The sequence below is a fragment of the Streptomyces sp. NPDC051987 genome, assembly GCF_040680735.1.
Taxonomy (GTDB): domain Bacteria; phylum Actinomycetota; class Actinomycetes; order Streptomycetales; family Streptomycetaceae; genus Streptomyces.
Window position 1 is genome coordinate 1 of sequence record NZ_JBFAXI010000116.1, and the last position, 16,542, is coordinate 16,542.

At 74.5% G+C, this 16,542-nt stretch carries 12 protein-coding genes; 5 read left to right on the plus strand and 7 right to left on the minus strand.

All coding sequences use genetic code 11. The features are described from left to right. Window positions 1–83 precede the first annotated feature (83 nt). From AB0M11_RS36635 to AB0M11_RS36660, 6 genes are all read right to left on the minus strand, one after another. Window positions 84–884, minus strand: coding sequence for a class I SAM-dependent methyltransferase (locus AB0M11_RS36635; protein WP_365712505.1), 801 nt, complete (start codon window positions 882–884; stop codon window positions 84–86). Then, complete coding sequence (gene rfbD, locus AB0M11_RS36640; protein WP_365712506.1) at window positions 881–1,762, minus strand: dTDP-4-dehydrorhamnose reductase; 882 nt, start codon at window positions 1,760–1,762, stop codon at window positions 881–883. Before rfbD ends, AB0M11_RS36635 begins: the two co-directional genes overlap by 4 nt. Then, on the minus strand, window positions 1,762–2,760 hold the full coding sequence (gene rfbB / locus AB0M11_RS36645; RefSeq protein ID WP_365712507.1) for a dTDP-glucose 4,6-dehydratase: 999 nt from the start codon (window positions 2,758–2,760) through the stop codon (window positions 1,762–1,764). The genes rfbD and rfbB overlap by 1 nt, the downstream gene beginning before the upstream one ends. Next, entirely contained in the window at window positions 2,757–3,824 is a 1,068-nt protein-coding gene (locus tag AB0M11_RS36650; RefSeq protein ID WP_365712508.1) for a glucose-1-phosphate thymidylyltransferase, read from the minus strand. Before AB0M11_RS36650 ends, rfbB begins: the two co-directional genes overlap by 4 nt. 139 nt (window positions 3,825–3,963) lie before the next feature. Then, window positions 3,964–4,242: a hypothetical protein gene (locus AB0M11_RS36655; protein ID WP_365712509.1), complete on the minus strand. Its 279-nt coding sequence runs from the start codon at window positions 4,240–4,242 to the stop codon at window positions 3,964–3,966. Window positions 4,243–4,310: 68 nt separating this feature from the next. After that, window positions 4,311–6,755: a SpoIIE family protein phosphatase gene (locus AB0M11_RS36660; RefSeq protein ID WP_365712510.1), complete on the minus strand. Its 2,445-nt coding sequence runs from the start codon at window positions 6,753–6,755 to the stop codon at window positions 4,311–4,313. A gap of 195 nt (window positions 6,756–6,950) precedes the next feature. Here AB0M11_RS36660 and lanKC point away from each other — a divergent pair, with 195 nt between their 5' ends. From lanKC to AB0M11_RS36680, 4 genes are all read left to right on the plus strand, one after another. Then, window positions 6,951–9,542, plus strand: a complete 2,592-nt coding sequence (gene lanKC, locus AB0M11_RS36665) for a class III lanthionine synthetase LanKC (protein ID WP_365712511.1) — start codon at window positions 6,951–6,953, stop codon at window positions 9,540–9,542. Between the two features lie 57 nt (window positions 9,543–9,599). Next, the gene (locus AB0M11_RS36670; protein WP_365712512.1) at window positions 9,600–9,716 is read left to right on the plus strand and encodes a SapB/AmfS family lanthipeptide; all 117 of its coding nucleotides are present in this window, start codon (window positions 9,600–9,602) and stop codon (window positions 9,714–9,716) included. Between the two features lie 99 nt (window positions 9,717–9,815). Beyond that, window positions 9,816–11,516: an ABC transporter ATP-binding protein gene (locus AB0M11_RS36675; protein WP_365712513.1), complete on the plus strand. Its 1,701-nt coding sequence runs from the start codon at window positions 9,816–9,818 to the stop codon at window positions 11,514–11,516. Then, on the plus strand, window positions 11,513–13,450 hold the full coding sequence (locus AB0M11_RS36680) for an ABC transporter ATP-binding protein (protein WP_365712514.1): 1,938 nt from the start codon (window positions 11,513–11,515) through the stop codon (window positions 13,448–13,450). Before AB0M11_RS36675 ends, AB0M11_RS36680 begins: the two co-directional genes overlap by 4 nt. Here the strand turns inward: AB0M11_RS36680 and AB0M11_RS36685 are convergent. Next, window positions 13,427–14,035: a response regulator transcription factor gene (locus tag AB0M11_RS36685; RefSeq protein WP_365712515.1), complete on the minus strand. Its 609-nt coding sequence runs from the start codon at window positions 14,033–14,035 to the stop codon at window positions 13,427–13,429. The genes AB0M11_RS36680 and AB0M11_RS36685 overlap by 24 nt on opposite strands. Window positions 14,036–14,426: 391 nt before the next feature. Between AB0M11_RS36685 and AB0M11_RS36690 the strand changes: the two genes are divergently transcribed. Beyond that, the gene (locus AB0M11_RS36690) at window positions 14,427–16,502 is read left to right on the plus strand and encodes a GAF domain-containing SpoIIE family protein phosphatase (RefSeq protein ID WP_365712523.1); all 2,076 of its coding nucleotides are present in this window, start codon (window positions 14,427–14,429) and stop codon (window positions 16,500–16,502) included. Window positions 16,503–16,542: the final 40 nt, after the last annotated feature.

A 16,542-nucleotide genomic window follows, 5' to 3' on the forward strand; every position in this document is an offset into this window, starting at 1 on the left:
ACCCGCGCCCCGCGCCCCTAACACCGCCACCGCCGGCGCCACCCCCCCGGGGGTCGTGACGCCTCGCCGTGTCGTGGACAGGCTCAGCCCGCCGTGAGCTGACGCAGCGCGCGGCTCAGCGGCTCCCAGCCTCGCTCCCGCTTGGTTCCCCTGTTGCGGGAGGCCACCAGGGGCTTCCAGAAGGACGCGCCGACCAGCTGTTCCGGGGTCACCGCCGTCGTCCTGCCGAGGATCGACTCCGGGACCTTCTGCGGGTCCGGGACCTCGAACTCAGCGATGATCTCGTCGTACCGGTCCTTGAGGACGGTGTTCGTCGGATCCGCTCCGAAGACGACGAGCTGGCCGGTGGGGGCCGTGTCCACCAGGACGGTCACCAGGTCGGGGCGGTACCGGTTGAGGATCTCGACCAGCTTGTAGACGTCGCCCGTCCACGCGTCGGTGTGGCGGTCTCGGGCCGCCTCGTCGATGTTGCGCGGCAGCATGTCGTCGAAGACGATCACACTCGCCCAGTCGGAGTACCGCTCGATGTTCATGAAGTCCCGCAGCGCGTACTCGAACAGGTGCATGCCGTCGATGAACGCCAGGTCGAGCGTGGTCCGCTGCCAGTAGCCGAACGGACTGCGGTTGCGTGCGAGGTTGCGCAGCGGGTGACGGCCTCCTCTGAGGTGCGCCAGGGGGTTCTCCCTGGCGAAGAAGTCGTCGCTGGTCGCCTTGGCGAGGTGCACGTCGCAGCGGATCTCCGAGACCACCTTGAAGGCGGGGTCGATCGCGATGCTGGGAACTCTGGACAGCGTCAGACTGCGGCCGTCGTTGACGCCGATCTCCAGGTAGTTGCGGTTCGCGCTGACCTTGTGGAGTTCCCGGAGGAACTCGTGCCTTTTCACTGGGACATCTCCTTGCGGATCTGGGGCAGTGCATCGTGCAGTGCTGACCTCCAGTCCCGGGGCGGCTCCAGACCGATCTCCTGCCATCGGGCATGCCCCAGCGCGCTGTACGCCGGCCGGGGCGCGGGCCGGGTGAAGGCCCGGCTGTCGGTGGGGCGTACCCGCTCGGGATCCGCCCCGGCGAGCCGGAACACCTCCCGGGCCAGGTCGTACCAGCTGGCCTCACCGGAACTGGTTCCGTGGAACATACCGTGAACACCGGTTGCTGGGGAGATCCTTGGTCCAAGCTGTGCAATTCGTATGGCAAGGTCGGCGGTCCAGGTGGGCTGCCCGCGCTGGTCGTCGACGACGTCCACGGTGTCCAGCTTCCGCTCCAGTTCGAGCATGGTGCGCACGAAGCTGCGGCCGTGCACGCCGTACAGCCAGGCCGTGCGGATCACCGCGCTGTTGCCCGGGAGTTCCTCCAGGACGGCGTGCTCGCCGGCCAGTTTGGTGCGGCCGTAGGCGGTGCGGGGGGCCGTGGGGTGGTCCTCCGGGTACGGCGTGCTGCGGGCCTCGCCGTCGAAGACGTAGTCCGTGGAGACGTGCACGAGGCGGGCGCCGTGCCGGGCGGCGGCGCGGGCCAGCAGGCGCGGGCCCGTGCCGTTGATCAGCAGGGCCCGCTCCTCGTCGGTCTCGGCGTCGTCGACGGCGGTGTACGCGGCGCAGTTCACCACCAGGTCGGGCGTGTGCCCGGCGAGGGCCGACTCCACCGAGTCGGGGCTGGTGATGTCGAGGTCCGCCCGGCCGAGCGGCACGACCTCCTCACCCCGGCGCCGGAGTTCCTCGACCACGTCCTGGCCGAGCATCCCGGACGCGCCGGCGACGAGCCACTTCATCAGTGCTTCTCCTGCTCCTTGCGGGACTCCAGCGCGGCGCGCTCCTTCAGCGGCTCCCACCAGTCCCGGTTGTCGCGGTACCAGGCGACGGTGTCGGCGAGGCCGGAGGTGAAGTCGTGCTTGGGGGTGTAGCCCAGCTCGTCGCGGATCTTGCTCCAGTCGACCGAGTAGCGCTGGTCGTGGCCCTTGCGGTCGGCGACCCGGTCCACCCGGTCCCAGCCGGCGCCACAGGCCTCCAGGAGCAGGCCGGTGAGCTCCTTGTTGCTGAGCTCGGTGCCGCCGCCGATGTTGTAGACCTCGCCGGCCCGGCCGCCGGTGCGGACCAGGTCGATGCCCTGGCAGTGGTCCTCGACGTGCAGCCAGTCGCGGACGTTGCTGCCGTCGCCGTACAGCGGCACGTTCTTGCCGTCGAGCAGGTTGCTCACGAAGAGCGGGATGACCTTCTCGGGGAACTGGTGCGGCCCGTAGTTGTTCGAGCAGCGGGTGACGCGGACGTCCAGGCCGTGGGTGCGGTGGAAGGCCAGCGCCAGCAGGTCCGAGGAGGCCTTGGAGGCGGAGTACGGCGAGTTCGGCTGGAGCGGGTGGCTCTCGGGCCAGGAGCCGGTCTCGATGGAGCCGTAGACCTCGTCGGTGGAGACGTGCACGAACGGGCCGACGTTGTGCCGCAGGGCCGCGTCGAGCAGGGTCTGCGTGCCGACCACGTTGGTGCGGACGAACGCGCCCGCGCCGTCGATGGAGCGGTCGACGTGCGACTCGGCGGCGAAGTGCACGACCTGGTCGACCTCGGCCATGAGCGTGTCGACCAGCTCGGCGTCGCAGATGTCGCCCTGCACGAAGGTCAGGCGGGGGTGCGACTCGGGCAGGTTCGTGAGGGTGCCCGCGTAGGTGAGCTTGTCCAGCACGGTGATGTGCGGCGTGTCGGGGCCGTCGGCCGCGAGCAGGCCGCGGACGTACGTGGAGCCGATGAAGCCGGCGGCGCCGGTGACGAGGAGGTTCATGAACGGATCTGCACCTTGCTGTGGTCTCCGAGAACGAGGCGGTGGGCGCTGGGGGTGCCGGGTGCCGGGGTCACCTCGACGTGCCGGCCGATCAGCGAGGACTCGATCCGGCCCACCCCGTCGATGGACGAGTCCCGCAGCACGATGGAGAACTCCAGCTCACTCGCGGTGATCCGGCAGTTCTCGGCGACCGACGTGAAGGGGCCCACGTACGAGTCGCTGACGACGGTCCCGGCGCCGATGACGACCGGGCCGACGATCCGGGAGCCGGTGACGCGCGCGCCCGCCTCGACGACCACGCGGCCGACGATCTGGCTGGCCTCGTCGACGTCGCCGTCGATGCGCGGCTCCTGGGCCTCCAGGACGGTCCGGTTGACCTCCAGCATGTCGACGACGTTGCCGGTGTCCTTCCAGTAGCCCTTGATCACCGTGGAGCGCACGTCGGCGCGCTGGTCGATGAGGTGCTGGATGGCGTGGGTGATCTCCAGCTCGCCGCGCCAGGAGGGCTTGATGGCGCGCACGGCGTCGTGGATGGCGGGCGTGAAGAGGTACACGCCGACCAGCGCGAGGTCGCTCTTGGGCTCCTGCGGCTTCTCCTCCAGGCCGATCACCTGCCCGTCGGCGTCCAGCTCGGCGACGCCGAAGGCGCGCGGGTTGGGCACGTGGGTGAGGAGGATCTGGGCGTCGGGGCGGGTCTCGCGGAACTCGTCGACGAGTCCGCTGATGCCGCCGACGATGAAGTTGTCGCCGAGGTACATCACGAAGTCGTCGTCGCCGAGGAACTCGCGGGCGATGAGCACCGCGTGCGCGAGGCCCAGCGGCCGCTCCTGGGGGATGTAGGTGACGTCCAGGCCGAACTTCGACCCGTCGCCGACCGCCTCCTCGATCTCCGCGGCGGTGTCGCCGACGATCATGCCGACCTCGGTGACGCCCGCCGCGGCGAGGGATTCGAGCCCGTAGAACAGCACGGGTTTGTTCGCCACCGGTACGAGCTGTTTCGCCGATGTGTGGGTGATCGGCCGCAGCCGTGTTCCGGCACCGCCGGAGAGCACCAAAGCCTTCATTCGCTACACCTTATAGGTGAACATCTGATTGAGACGTTCTACTGTTTTCCTGACTGGTTACGACAGTATGGCTTCGGCGCGGACGTGATGTGACCACCAGGTGCCCGATGACGGCATCCGGCCCGTTTTGTCCCCTGGTTCAGGTGCTCTCCGGCCGGGCGGCCGCGCGTTCCACCTCCGCCTCCACCTCGGCTCTGGAGCGGCCCTCGTCGCGGGCGTACTCGTTCACCGCGGTCAGTTCATCGCGGGCCAGGTCGCGCCAGGCGCGCAGGGCGGTCTCGTAGGTCTGTGACTGGGCTCCGCCCGGCTGCTGCCGGGCCGCCGGCGGCCCGTAGGTGTCCCGCAGTTCCAGGACCTTCTCGTGGGCCGCGTCGGCAGCGCGGTGCTTCGCCACGAGTTCTTCGAAGGTGTGTGCCACGTCAAGGACATTAAGGACGGTCGGCGCGCGCCGCCTGTCGAGAGCGGGGGCGATCAGCCCTCCGTGACTCAGCCCTCCAGGACGAGATCCGCCCACACCAGCTTGCCGCCGCTGGCCGGCACCGTCCCCCAGACGGAGGACACGGCCTCCACCAGGAGGATGCCGCGCCCGCCCGTGGCCTCCCAGCCGATGCTGGTGGGCTTCACCGGGCTGCGCGGCGAGGCGTCCGCGACCGCGATCCGCAGCCGGTGGTCGACCAGGGTCAGGTCGAGCCGGACGGGTCCTTCGGTGTGGATCAAGGCGTTGGTGACGAGTTCGGAGATCACCAGCAGCGCGGCGTCCATCCCGTCGTCGCGCACACCCCAGGAGCGCAGCACCCGGCGGCTGAAGCGGCGGGCGTGCCGGGCGGCCTCCGGGACCCGCCACACCGTCCAGCTCTCGCGCAGCGGGCGGACGGCCATGCCGTCGTAGCGCATCAGCAGCAGGGCGACGTCGTCGGCCCGGTGGGCGCCGCCGAGCAGGCCGTCGGCGACCAGGCCGAGGTCGGCGGGGTCGGACCCGGCCAGGTCGCGCGCGAAGCGCTCCATGCCGTCGTCGATGTCCGCGCCGGGGGACTCGACCAGACCGTCGGTGGTGAGCGCGAGCAGGGTGCCGGGGGGCAGGCTGAGCTGGGTCATGGGGAACTCGGTCTGGCCGAGCACGCCCAGCGGGGGGCCGCCCTCGGTGTCGGTGATCCGCGTGCTGCCGTCCGGGAGGCGCAGCACGGGCGGCAGGTGCCCGGCGCGCACGCACCAGGCGGTGCCGGACTCCATGTCGACGTCCACGTAGCAGCAGGTGGCGAAGAGGTCGCTCTCCATGTCCAGCAGGAGCCGGTTGGCGTGCGAGACGACGACGTCGGGGGTGTGCCCCTCGGCGGCGTAGGCGCGCAGGGCGGTACGCATCTGGCCCATGAGGGCGGCGGCGCTCGCGTTGTGCCCCTGGACGTCGCCGATGACGAGGGCGACGTGATGGTCGGTGAGCGGGATCACGTCGTACCAGTCGCCGCCCACCTCCAGGCCCTCCGTGGTGGGCAGGTAGCGGGCGACGGCCTCGGCGCCGGGCAGCCGGGGAAGCCGCGGCGGCAGCAGCGAGCGCTGGAGCATGCCGACCAGTTCGTGCTCGGCGTCGAAGGCGTGCGCGCGCATCAGGGCCTCGCCGGCGAGGCCGGCGGATGCGGTGAGCAGCGCGCGTTCCTCGGGGCCGAAGTCGTGCGGGGTGTCCCAGCCGATCAGGCAGGCGCCGGCCAGCCGGCCGCCGGCGGGCAGCGGCAGGATGGCGAGGCCGCCGGGGCCGACCTCGGCGAGCGCGGGCTCCAGCGGGCTCCGGGCGGGCCAGATCCGGGGCCGTCCCTCGCGCAGCGCGGCGGCGAGGGTGGGCATGGCGCGCACGGGCGCGTCGGGCCATTCGGTGCGCCACTCGCTGCGCCACAGGTCGGGCCAGGACTCGGCCTCGGGCGGGTCGAGGACGGTGACGACCAGGCGCTCGTTCTCCAGCTCGGCCAGCGCGATCCGGTCCGCCCTGAGCGGCCCGCGCAGGGCGGTGACCACCGCCCGACTGACGTCCTTGACCGTGCCGGCGGTGGCCAGGGCGGCGGCGAGCTGCTGCACCCGGGCCACGTCGGTGACGTCCGAGCGGAGCGTGGAGACGTCGGCGACGGTACCGGCGAGGCGGGCCGGGCGCCCCTCGCCGCCGGGCACCAGGTGGCCGCGCAGCCGCAGCCACTTGGGCGGCCCGGAGGGCTGCAGGATCCTGAACTCCAGCTCGCGGTCGCCGATGGACATGTGGTCGGCCTCGACGACGGACATCAGGGCGGGCAGGTCCTCGGGCACGGTCCGGCCCAGCAGCGTCTCCACCCTGCCGTCGAACTCCTCCCGGCCCATCCGGAAGAGGCCGAGGATGCCGTCGCCGACGCTGATCCGGCCGGTGTCCATGGCGAGGCTGAAGGCGTCGGCGGACAGGTCGCCGGCGTCCGCGGCCGCGGGGCGCCGGGCGGGCAGGGCGATCGCCCCGGCGACCAGGTCCAGGCACGCGCGGTCCTCGGGGCCGAACCCGTCGTCCCGCTCGCTCACGGCGACGAGGAGTCCGGCGCCGCCGGGCACCGGCAGGACGGTCAGCCAGAACTCCTGGGACGGGGTCCGGCGCGCCTGCGGGGAGTCGGCCAGTTCGCCGGGGCCGCGCCGGACGGGCCGCCCGGTGCCGTACGCCTCGGCCACCGGGGACCGCCCCATGGCCGGATAGGCGTCGCGCAGGCCGTACAGGGTGCGGGGCAGGCCGGCCCACTCGGCGAGGCGCAGCACGCTGCCGTCGTCGCCGGCGGTGTACACCCCGGCGAAGGCCGCGCCGGCGAAGACCAGCGCCTGTTCGAGCACGCGACGGAGCCGATCGGGTGCGCCGGTATCGCCAGTGAGCGTTTCGAGGGCGATTTCGGCGCGATCCGTTCTCGTTCCGCGTACCGCAGCGCCCTCACTGACCACGCCGCCATTACAGCGCTTATGAGGCGTCCGCGCAGCCCCTGCGACCGTTCCGTGGAGGGGCGGGGGCCAGTGCGCTCGAAACGTGTCGAACATGACGTGACCCGTGCGTTGTGCACGGTGATCTCGTGACAGACGTGACTGTCCGCGACCGTGCGACGCCTGGAAGTGTCGGTCCTGACACGGAGGGGGTGGAGGATGGACGGACGGTACGAGGTCTACGCGCTCGCGGACGGGCACTTCTACGACGCGCCCGACCGGCTCGGGACGACCGGCCCGGAGCCGGAGCCGCTGTTCCCGGCGGCGCGCCGGGCGGTGCCCGAGGGCTGGCACGCGGCCCGCTCCGGGGACTGGCTGACCATGACCCCGCTCGGTCCGGACGGCGCGCCGGCGCCGTCGCCGGCCCAGGGCTGGAAGATCCACTCCTCGGCCACCCGGGCGAACGCGGAGCGGATCGCGGAGATCGTGTGGGACTACTGCGTGCCGCGCCGCATCCCGTTCAAGTTCGTGCCCGCACCGCACCTGCTGCATCTGCGCAACGCCAAGTACGCGGGCCGCGACACCAGCGGCAAGTTCGTCACGGTGTACCCGGCCGACGAGGACCGGCTGCGGCAGGTGCTGCGCGAGCTGGGCGCGCTCCTGAAGGGGTTCGAGGGGCCGTACATCCTGACCGACCTGCGGTGGGACGACGGGCCGCTGTACGTCCGCTACGGCGCCTTCGCGCGCAGGTACGTCGTCGACGAGCGCGGCGCGCTGGTGACGGCGGTGCAGGACGGCGCGGGACGGCTGGTCCCGGACCGGCGGACGCCCGCCTTCCAGGTCCCGGAGTGGGTGACTCTGCCGGAGTTCCTGCGGCCGCAGCTGGCGGCGCGGGAGGCGACGACGGTGGCCGACCTGCCGTACCGGATCGAGAAAGCGCTGCACTTCTCCAACGGCGGCGGGGTGTACGTGGGCACCGACACCAGGGACGGTCGGCGGGTGGTGCTCAAGGAGGGGCGGCCGCACGCGGGGCTCGCGGCCGACGGCGCCGACGCCGTCGCCCGGCTGGGCCGGGAGAAGACCGCGCTCGAGGCGGTGGCCGGCACCGGGGTGGCGCCCGAGGTCCGGGACTGGTTCACGCTGGGCGGCCACCGGTTCCTGGTGACGGACTTCCTGGCGGGCCGCCCGCTCAACGCCTTCTTCGCCGAACGGCATCCGCTGCTCGTCGCGGACCCCGATCCCGCCGCGGTACGGGACTACACCGCCTGGGCGCTGCGCGTCCACCGGAAGGTGGAGGAGGCCGTGGCCAAGGTGCATGCGCGCGGGATCGTCTTCAACGACCTGCACGTCTTCAACATCATGGTGGCGCCCGACGAGGAGTCGGTGTTCCTCGTCGACTTCGAGGCGGCCGCCCCGGTCGAGGAGAACGGCCGTCAGATCGTCGCCCACCCCGGCTTCTTCGCCCCGCCGGACCGCCGGGGCGCCGAGGTGGACCGGTACGCGCTGGCCTGCCTGCGCCTCGCGCTGTTCCTGCCGGTGACCACCCTGTTCGTGGTGGACCGGGGCAAGGCGGCCCATCTCGCCGACGTGATCGCCGGTCAGTTCCCGGACGTGCCGGGCGCGTTCCTGGACGAGGCGGTCGCCGAGATCACCCGGGGCGCGCCGGCCGCGCGTCCGGTCGCCCCCGCGGACTGGCCGCACAGCCGGGACTCGATGGTGAAGGCGATCCTCGCCGCCGCGACCCCCGAGCGCGACGACCGGCTCTTCCCCGGTGACATCGCCCAGTTCGGTGACGGCGGCGGCCTCGGCCTCGCGCACGGCGCGGCCGGGGTGCTGTACGCCCTGGACCGGGCGGGCGCCGACCGGTACGAGGAGGGCGAGCGCTGGCTGCTCGACCACACCGCACCGCCGCCGCCCGGCACCCCGCTCGGCCTGTACGACGGTCTCGCGGGCGTCGCGCACGTCCTGGACCTGCTCGGCCACCGGCAGCGCGCCCTGGATCTCGTCGCCGGGATCCTGCGGGAGAACTGGCGCAACCTCTCCTCCGACCTGCACGGCGGTCTGGCCGGTCTGGGACTGGTCCTGGACGCCCTGGCCGACGCGACCGGCGAGCCGGAGCTGCGCGAGCGAGCCGACGAGGCCGCGCGGATCCTCGTCGGCCGGCTCGCCGAACCGGTCCCGGACCCGCCCCGGCAGCGCGCCGGGCTGCTGCGCGGTGCGACCGGTCCCGCGCTGTTCCTGCTCCGGCGCTACGAACGGACCGGCGACACCGCCCTGCTGACGGCGGCCGGCCGGGCACTGCGCCGGGACCTGGACCGCTGTGTGGTGCAGAAGGGCGGCGGCCTCGAGGTGGACGAGGGGTGGCGGACCCTGCCCTACCTCGGGGACGGCAGCGTGGGGATCGGCATGGTGCTCGACGACTGGCTCGCCCACGGAGTGGACGAGACCGGCGCGTTCGAGCGCGCCAGGGCCGCCGTCCGCACCGCCGCGACCTCCCGCTTCTACGCCCAGCCGGGCCTCTTCCAGGGCCGCGCGGGCATGGTCCTGCACCTCGCCCGCACCGGCGCCGACCCGGAGCGGCTCGCCGCGCAGATCGAAGGGCTCGGCTGGCTCGCCATGGCCTACCAGGGCCAACTCGCCTTCCCCGGACACCAGATGATGCGGCTGTCCATGGACCTCGGCACCGGAACCGCCGGGTGCCTGCTGGCGCTCACCGCGGCCCTGGACGGCGACCGCGCCGCGCACCTGCCGTTCCTCCCGCCGCCCCCGGCGGCCCCCAGAACGCGGCTCCGCCTCTCGACGGAGTCGTGACACAGCACCGTCCCCGACAACACCGGGGGGCCGCTCGGTCCCCGGAAAGGACACGCTATGGCCCTGCTCGACCTGCAGACGATGGAGTCCGAGGAGCGTCACGAAGGCGGCGGCGGCAGCACGGTGAGCCTGCTGTCGTGCGTGTCGGCGACGAGCGTCCTGCTCTGTCTCTGACCGCTCCGCCGCTGACCGGCACGCGAAACCGGCTCCGGGCGGCCCGCTCCTTCGGGAGCGGGCCGGCCGGGGCCCTTCGCCGATACGAGGACTGCCGCGATGGCCCGACCCCCGCACCCTGATCCGACGTGCACCGCCCTGCGCCATGCCGGAGCGAGCTGCGCGGCCCTGTGCCTGGTGAGCACCGCGGCCACGGCGACGGGGCTGCTGCTGCCCGCCGTGCTGGGACACGCCGTCGACCTGCTGCTGGCGGGCGACCGGGCGACCGGGTGGGTGGTCCGGGCCGCCGGTCTCGTGCTGCTCTCGGCTCTGCTGGACGGCTGCGCGAGCGTGCTCGCCGGTACCACCGACGCGCGGGCCACCGCCGGGCTGCGCCGGCGGCTCGCCGGGCAGGTGCTGGCGCTGGGGCCGCGCGCCGACGACCGGTTCGGCGCCGGTGACCTGACCGCCCGGCTGGTCGGGAACGCCGCGCAGACCGGGACCGGACCCGCCGCCCTCGCCGCGCTCCTCGCCGCGCTGGCCGGTCCGGTCGGCGGAGTGGTCGCACTCGCCCTCCTCGACCCCTGGCTGGCGGCCGTGTTCCTGGCCGGGGCGCCCGTGCTCGCCCTGCTGCTGCGGGCGTTCACCCGGGACACCTCGGCGTGCGTGGCCGCCTACCAGCGGGAGCAGGGCCGGATCGCGGCCGCGCTGGCGGAGGCGGCCGACGGTCACCGGACGATCGCGGCGGCCGGCCTGGCGGACCGCGAGACGCGGCGCGTGCTGCGTCCGCTGCCGGACCTCGCGCGCGCCGGGCGCCGCATGTGGCGGGTGCAGGGCCGGGCCGCCGCGCAGGCGGTGACCGTGGGCCCGCTGCTGCAGCTCGCCGTCGTGGCGGTGGCGGGCCTGCTGCTCTCCCGGCACCGGATCTCGGTCGGCGAGGTGCTCGCCGCCTCCCGCTACGCCGTCCTCGCGACCGGGATCGGCGTGCTGGTCGGACAGCTCGCCGCCGCCACCCGGGCCCGTGCGTCGGCGAGGCGCCTCGCCGAGGTGCTGGCGCTCCCGGCACCGGCCCACGGCGACCGGCCGCTGCCGCCCGGCCCCGGCCGCCTCGAACTGCGCGGGGTGACGGCCCGCCGGGGCGACCGCACGGTCCTCGACGGGGTCGACCTGACCGTCCCCGGCGGCACCGTCCTGGCCGTCGTGGGCCGCTCGGGCACCGGCAAGTCGCTGCTGGCCGCACTCGCCGCCCGGCTGGCCGACCCGGACGCCGGGGAGGTCCTGCTGGACGGCGTCCCGCTGCCCGCCCTCCCCCACGACACCCTGCGCCGGTCCGTCACCTGCGCGTTCGCCCGCCCGGCCCTGCTCGGCACGACCGTAGAGGACACCGTCGCCCTGGGCCTGACCACCCCCTCGTCCGCCGAGGTCCGCCGCGCCGCCGGCCAGGCCCAGGCGGACGCCTACATCCGGCGCCTGCCCGCCGGGTACGCCACCCGGCTGGCCGACGCCCCCCGCTCCGGCGGCGAGGCCCAGCGCCTCGGACTCGCCCGCGCGTTCGCGCACCCGGGCCGGCTGCTGGTCCTCGACGACGCCCTCTCCAGTCTGGACACCGTCACCGAGCACCGGGTCACCGAAGCCCTGCTGGCGCCGGGCCCGACCCGGCTGATCGTCGCGCACCGCGCGTCGACCGCGGCCCGTGCGGACGCGGTGGCCTGGCTGGACGGCGGGCGGGTGCGGGCGGTGGGGAGCCACGCGGAGCTGTGGCGGGACCCGGAGTACCGGGCGGTGTTCGGGGCGCGCGCGGCCGAAGGGACGGCACGGTGACCGCCCCCGGCCAGCGGACGCACCGGTACCTGCCGGTGGGCCGAGCCCTGCGGGTGCGCCGGACTCAGCAAGCGGACCGGCCTCTGCCGGTGGGCCGGGCCCTGCCGGTGGGCCGAGCCCTGCGGGTGGGTTGTGCCCAGCTGGCCCGCCGAGCCCTGCGGGTGCGTCGGGCTCAGCAAGCGGGCCGAGCCCTGCCCATGGGCCGGGCCCTGCGGGTGGGCCGGGCCCTGCGGGTGGGCCGGGCCCTGCGGGTGGGCCGGGCCCTGCGGGCTCGGCGGGCTCTGCTGGTGCGGCTGGCGGGCTGGTCCGTGCTGGAGGCCGGGCAGACCTTTCTCCTCGGCTACGCCCTGGCCCACGCGCTCGACGCCGGGTTCCTGGTCGGCGCGGCGCGGACCGGGCTGGGATGGCTCGCCGTCGCCGCGGGCGGGGTGGCGGCCGGGGCGTACGGGACCCGGCGGGTGTACGGGGTGGTCGCCGACCTCGTCGAACCGGTGCGCGACCGGCTGGTGGCGGGGGTGGTCGCGGGCGGGGTGCGGGAGGCGGACCGGGGGGCGGTGTCCGGGCTGACCCAGCAGGTGGAGATCGCCCGGGACACCCTCGCCGGGCTGGTGCTGGTGTCCCGGTCGTTCCTGTTCACGGTCGTCGGCGCGCTCGCCGGTCTGTGCGCCCTCGCGCCCGCGCTGCTGCCGGTGGTGCTGCTTCCGCTGTTGGCGGGGCTGGGCCTGTTCGCCGCGACCCTGCGGCCGCTGGCCCGCCGGCAGGAGGCCTTCCTGGTCGCCGACGAGGCGCTCGCGGCGGAACTGGGCGAGGTGTGCACGGGGCTCAGGGACATCACCGCGGCGGGTGCCGAGGCACAGGTCGCCGCGCGGGTCGCGGAGGGCGTGGCCGCCGAGTACCGGGCCGCCCGGTCCCTGGCTCGCTGGAGTGTCGTACGGGTGGCGGCGCTCGTGGTCGGCGGCCGGCTGCCCCTGGTGCTGCTGCTCGCCGCCGCGCCCTGGCTGCTCGCCCACGGGGTGACCGCGGGCGCCCTGGTCGGCGCGCTGGCCTACGTCACCCAGTCCCTGGTCCCCGCCCTGCAGAACCTGGTGCACGGTCTGGGCATCGGCGGGACGCGCCTCACCGTCGTCCTGCGCAGGCTGCGGCGGCCGCCCGCCGCCGCGCCGCTCCCGGCGCCGGTCCCGGCGGAGGTGACCGCCGGCGCGCCGGCCCTCTCCCTCAGCGCCGTCACGTTCGCCTACGGACCGGCGAGCACCCCCGTCCTGGACGGACTCGACCTCGTCGTCCCGCACGGCGGTCACCTCGCCGTCGTGGGCCCGAGCGGAATCGGCAAGTCGACGCTGACGGCGGTGGCCGCCGGGCTGGTGCACCCGGCCCACGGCGCGGTCCGCGTGTGCGGTCACGCCGTGCCGGGGGCGCGGGCTGCGGCGGCGCGGGTCCTCATACCGCAGGAGGCGTACGTCTGCACGGGCACGCTCGCCGAGAACCTCGGGCTGCTGCGCCCGGAACCGGTGCCGGTGCCGGAACTGCTGGCGGCCGCCGAAGCGGTCGGGCTCACCCCGCTGCTGGAGCGACTGGGCGGCCCTGACGCCCCGGTGCGGCCCGCGGCGCTGTCGGCCGGTGAGCGGCAGCTGATCGCGCTCACCCGCGCCTATCTCTCCCCCGCGCCGCTCGCCCTCCTGGACGAGGCCACCTGCCATCTCGACCCGGAGGCCGAGGCACGCGCCGAACAGGCGTTCATCAATCGGCCCGGCGGCACCCTGGTGGTCGTGGCCCACCGGATCGACTCGGCCCGCCGCGCCGGGCGGATCCTGGTGCTGGACGGCTCCCGCACGGCCTGCGGCACCCACGAGGAGCTGCTGCGTGCCTGCGCCCTCTACCGTGACCTGGCGGCACCCGGGAGCACCGCGGCGTCACAGCCACCCCTCGCCCTGTGAGATGCGGATCGCGTCGACGCGGTTGCGGGCCCCGGTCTTGCGAGTGATCGCCGCCATGTAGTTGCGCACGGTCCCGTGGGACAGGTGCAGGCGGCCGGCGATCTCCGCGACGGACGCCCCGCCGGCCGCCAGCTCCAGCACGCTGAGCTCGCGCCGGGTGAGCGGGATCTCGGCGGCCTTCAGGAAACCGAAGCCCAGCGAGTTGTCGATGAAACGTTCCCCCTCGGCGACGCGCCGGATCGCGCGCACCAGCCGCTCCGGCGCGCCCTCCTTGTCGACGTAGCCGAGCGCCCCCGCCTCGGCCGCCCGTTTCAGCAGTCCGGGCCGGTTCGCCCCGGCGAGCACCACCAGCCTCGGCTGGTGCGCGCCGGGCTCGGCCGGGCGGAGGTCGGCGAGCGGCGGCACGCCATGGGAGCCGGAGCTCTCGAGGTCCGCCGCGCACACGTCCGGCCGTATGGCCCGGACCCGCCCCCGCGCGCCGCGCCAGGGCGTCTCGTCCACGCGGAGACCCGGTTCCCCGCGTAACCACTCCGCCAGGACCGATCTCACCAGACACGCGTCGTGCACCAGAAGTACCCGGATCACCGCCGCCCCCTCAGCCGTCCGTCGGCTCTTCGGTTCAAGGTGTGGAACGCGTGCCCCATTGTTGGCGTCCCCCACCCGTCATGGGCGCGAAGATCCGGCCAACGGGGTGCGCGGGGGCGCACAACGGGCGCCCGCGCTCCGCGGCGCGCATCGGTTGCGGGGGCATGTGCCGGGGCGAACGGGGTAGGCGAGGGCGCCCGGCGCGGGGTCCGCCACCGCTCTCGCCGTGCGCCGGGGGCCGCCAGGAGAGAGCCTTGACCCCGAGGACGCGACCTGCGGCCGGGCGAGGAGGTGGTCGGGCGTGTCCGACAGGATGGGGTCGCCACCGGCGGGTGCGGGGCCGCGAGCCGGGGGTCCGGCGGCCGGCGACACCCGGTCCGGCCGGCCCCTGATGTCGCTGGCGCTGGCCTCCATGATGGAGGAGGTCCACGCGCACTCCGGCGCGGTCTACCTGCTGGCGGCCGACGAGCCGGTCCTGCAGATGGCGGTGACGGCGGGCCTGCCCCGGGCCTTCGCGGCGCCCTGGGAGCGGGTCGGGCTGAGCGCGCCGATCCCGGTGGCCGAGGCGGCGCGCGACCGGCGGCTGGTGTGGGTGGGCGGCGAGGAGGACATGGCGCGCCGGTATCCGCGCATCGCGGTGGTGCTGCCGTACCCGTTCGCGCTGGCCGCGCTGCCCGTGGCCACGGCCGACACCCTGTACGGGGCGGTGTACGTGACCTGGCCCGGGGCCCACCCGACGGTGCTGTCCGACCGGGAGCGGGCTTCGCTGACGTCGGCGTGCGACCGGCTCGCGGTACGGCTGGAGCGGGAGGCACGGAAGAACCGTGCGCTGCGCGCCGAGCCGGATCTGCTGGCGGCGCCCGCGGGGACGGCGGGCTCGCTGGGCACGGTGGAGGCGGCGCGGATGGTGGCGCGGCTGCCGTACGGGCTGGCCTCGCTCGATCTGCACGGGCGGGTGGCCTTCGCCAACGCGGCGGCGGCCGAGCTGCTCGGCGTGCACGTCGACGATCTGCTGGGCACCCAGCCGTGGGTCTCGGTGCCCTGGCTGAACGACCCGATGTACGAGGACCATTACCGGGCGGCACTGATCAGCCAGCATGTGACGTCGTTCGTGGCGCTGAAGCCGCCCGGCGACTGGCTGTCGTTCCGGATGTATCCGAGCACCTCGGGGCTGACCACCCGGATCAGCCGGGCGCGGCCGGTCGCCGAGATGGTCGGCGCGGCGCCGCGCGCGGACACGGCGCCCGCGCACCGGCTGGTCACCATCTCGCAGGTGCTGAGCCTGGCCGGGGCGCTGACGGAGGCCGTGGGGGTGCAGGACGTGGTGCAACTGGTGGCGGACGAGGTGGTCCCGGCCGTCGGCAGCCAGGCCCTGGTGGTCCTCGGCTCCTGCGGCGGACGGCTGCACGTGCTGGGCCATCGCGGGTTCGACGATCCGCGGCTCGTGGAGCGCTTCGACGGCCTTCCGCTGGCCGAGCGGACGCCCGGCACGCATGTCCTGAACACCGGTGTACCGGCGTTCTTCGAGTCCAGGCAGCAGCTTGACCGGCTGTATCCGGACCACGGCGGGCTCCCCGACGGGTTCGCCGCCTGGGCGTATCTGCCGCTCATCGCGTCGGGCCGGCCGGTGGGCACCTGTGTCCTCGCCTACACCGAACCGCACGCCTTCCCCGCCGACGAGCGTGCCGTGCTCACCAGTCTCGGCGGGATGATCGCGCAGGCGCTGGAGCGGGCCCTGCTGTACGACGCCAAGAACCAGCTGGCGCACGGGCTGCAGGCGGCCCTGCTGCCGCATTCGCTGGCCCCGCCGTCCGGTATCGAGGCGGCCGCCCGCTACCTGCCGGCCATGCACGGCATGGAGATCGGCGGCGACTTCTACGACCTGGTGCCCACCCGGCCGCTGGCGGCGGCGGTGATCGGGGACGTGCAGGGGCACAACGTGACGGCGGCCGGGCTGATGGGGCAGATCCGTACCGGCGTACGGGCCTTCACGACCGTCGGACAGGCGCCGGAGGAGGTGATGCGCAGCACGAACCGGCTGCTCATCGACTTCGGCGCCGATCTGTTCGCGAGCTGTCTGTACCTGCGCCTCGATCCGGGGCGGGGCCGGGCGGTGATGGCACGGGCGGGGCATCCGCCGCCGCTGCTGAGACGTCCCGACGGGCGGGTCCGGGTGCTCGACCTGGCCGGCGGCCCGCTGCTGGGCATCGACGCGGAGGCGACGTACCCGACGACCGAGGTGCCGCTGGCGCCGGGCTCGGTGCTCGCTCTCTACACCGACGGGCTGGTCGAATCCCCGGGCGTGGACATCGAGGACGCCCTCGTCGGTCTGGGGGAGCTGCTCGCGGAGAGCGGCGACCAGCCCCTGGACAAGCTCGCCGACACGCTCGTGCGGCACAGTGCGGCGGCGCAGGAACGGGTCGACGACGTGGCCGTGCTGTTGCTGCGGGCCGAGGCCGACGGCTGACCCGCGCCGCAGGCGATCCGGTCCGGCCCTCCCGCCGGAG

Excerpts from the sequence above, each read along its gene's own strand:
- rfbD (WP_365712506.1), bottom strand. The coding sequence starts at position 1,762 with ATGAAGTGGCTCGTCGCCGGCGCGTCCGGGATGCTCGGCCAGGACGTG.
- rfbB (WP_365712507.1), bottom strand. The coding sequence starts at position 2,760 with ATGAACCTCCTCGTCACCGGCGCCGCCGGCTTCATCGGCTCCACGTAC.
- AB0M11_RS36650 (WP_365712508.1), bottom strand. The coding sequence starts at position 3,824 with ATGAAGGCTTTGGTGCTCTCCGGCGGTGCCGGAACACGGCTGCGGCCG.
- lanKC (WP_365712511.1), top strand. The coding sequence starts at position 6,951 with ATGGACGGACGGTACGAGGTCTACGCGCTCGCGGACGGGCACTTCTAC.
- AB0M11_RS36670 (WP_365712512.1), top strand. The coding sequence starts at position 9,600 with ATGGCCCTGCTCGACCTGCAGACGATGGAGTCCGAGGAGCGTCACGAA.
- AB0M11_RS36675 (WP_365712513.1), top strand. The coding sequence starts at position 9,816 with ATGGCCCGACCCCCGCACCCTGATCCGACGTGCACCGCCCTGCGCCAT.
- AB0M11_RS36690 (WP_365712523.1), top strand. The coding sequence starts at position 14,427 with ATGTCGCTGGCGCTGGCCTCCATGATGGAGGAGGTCCACGCGCACTCC.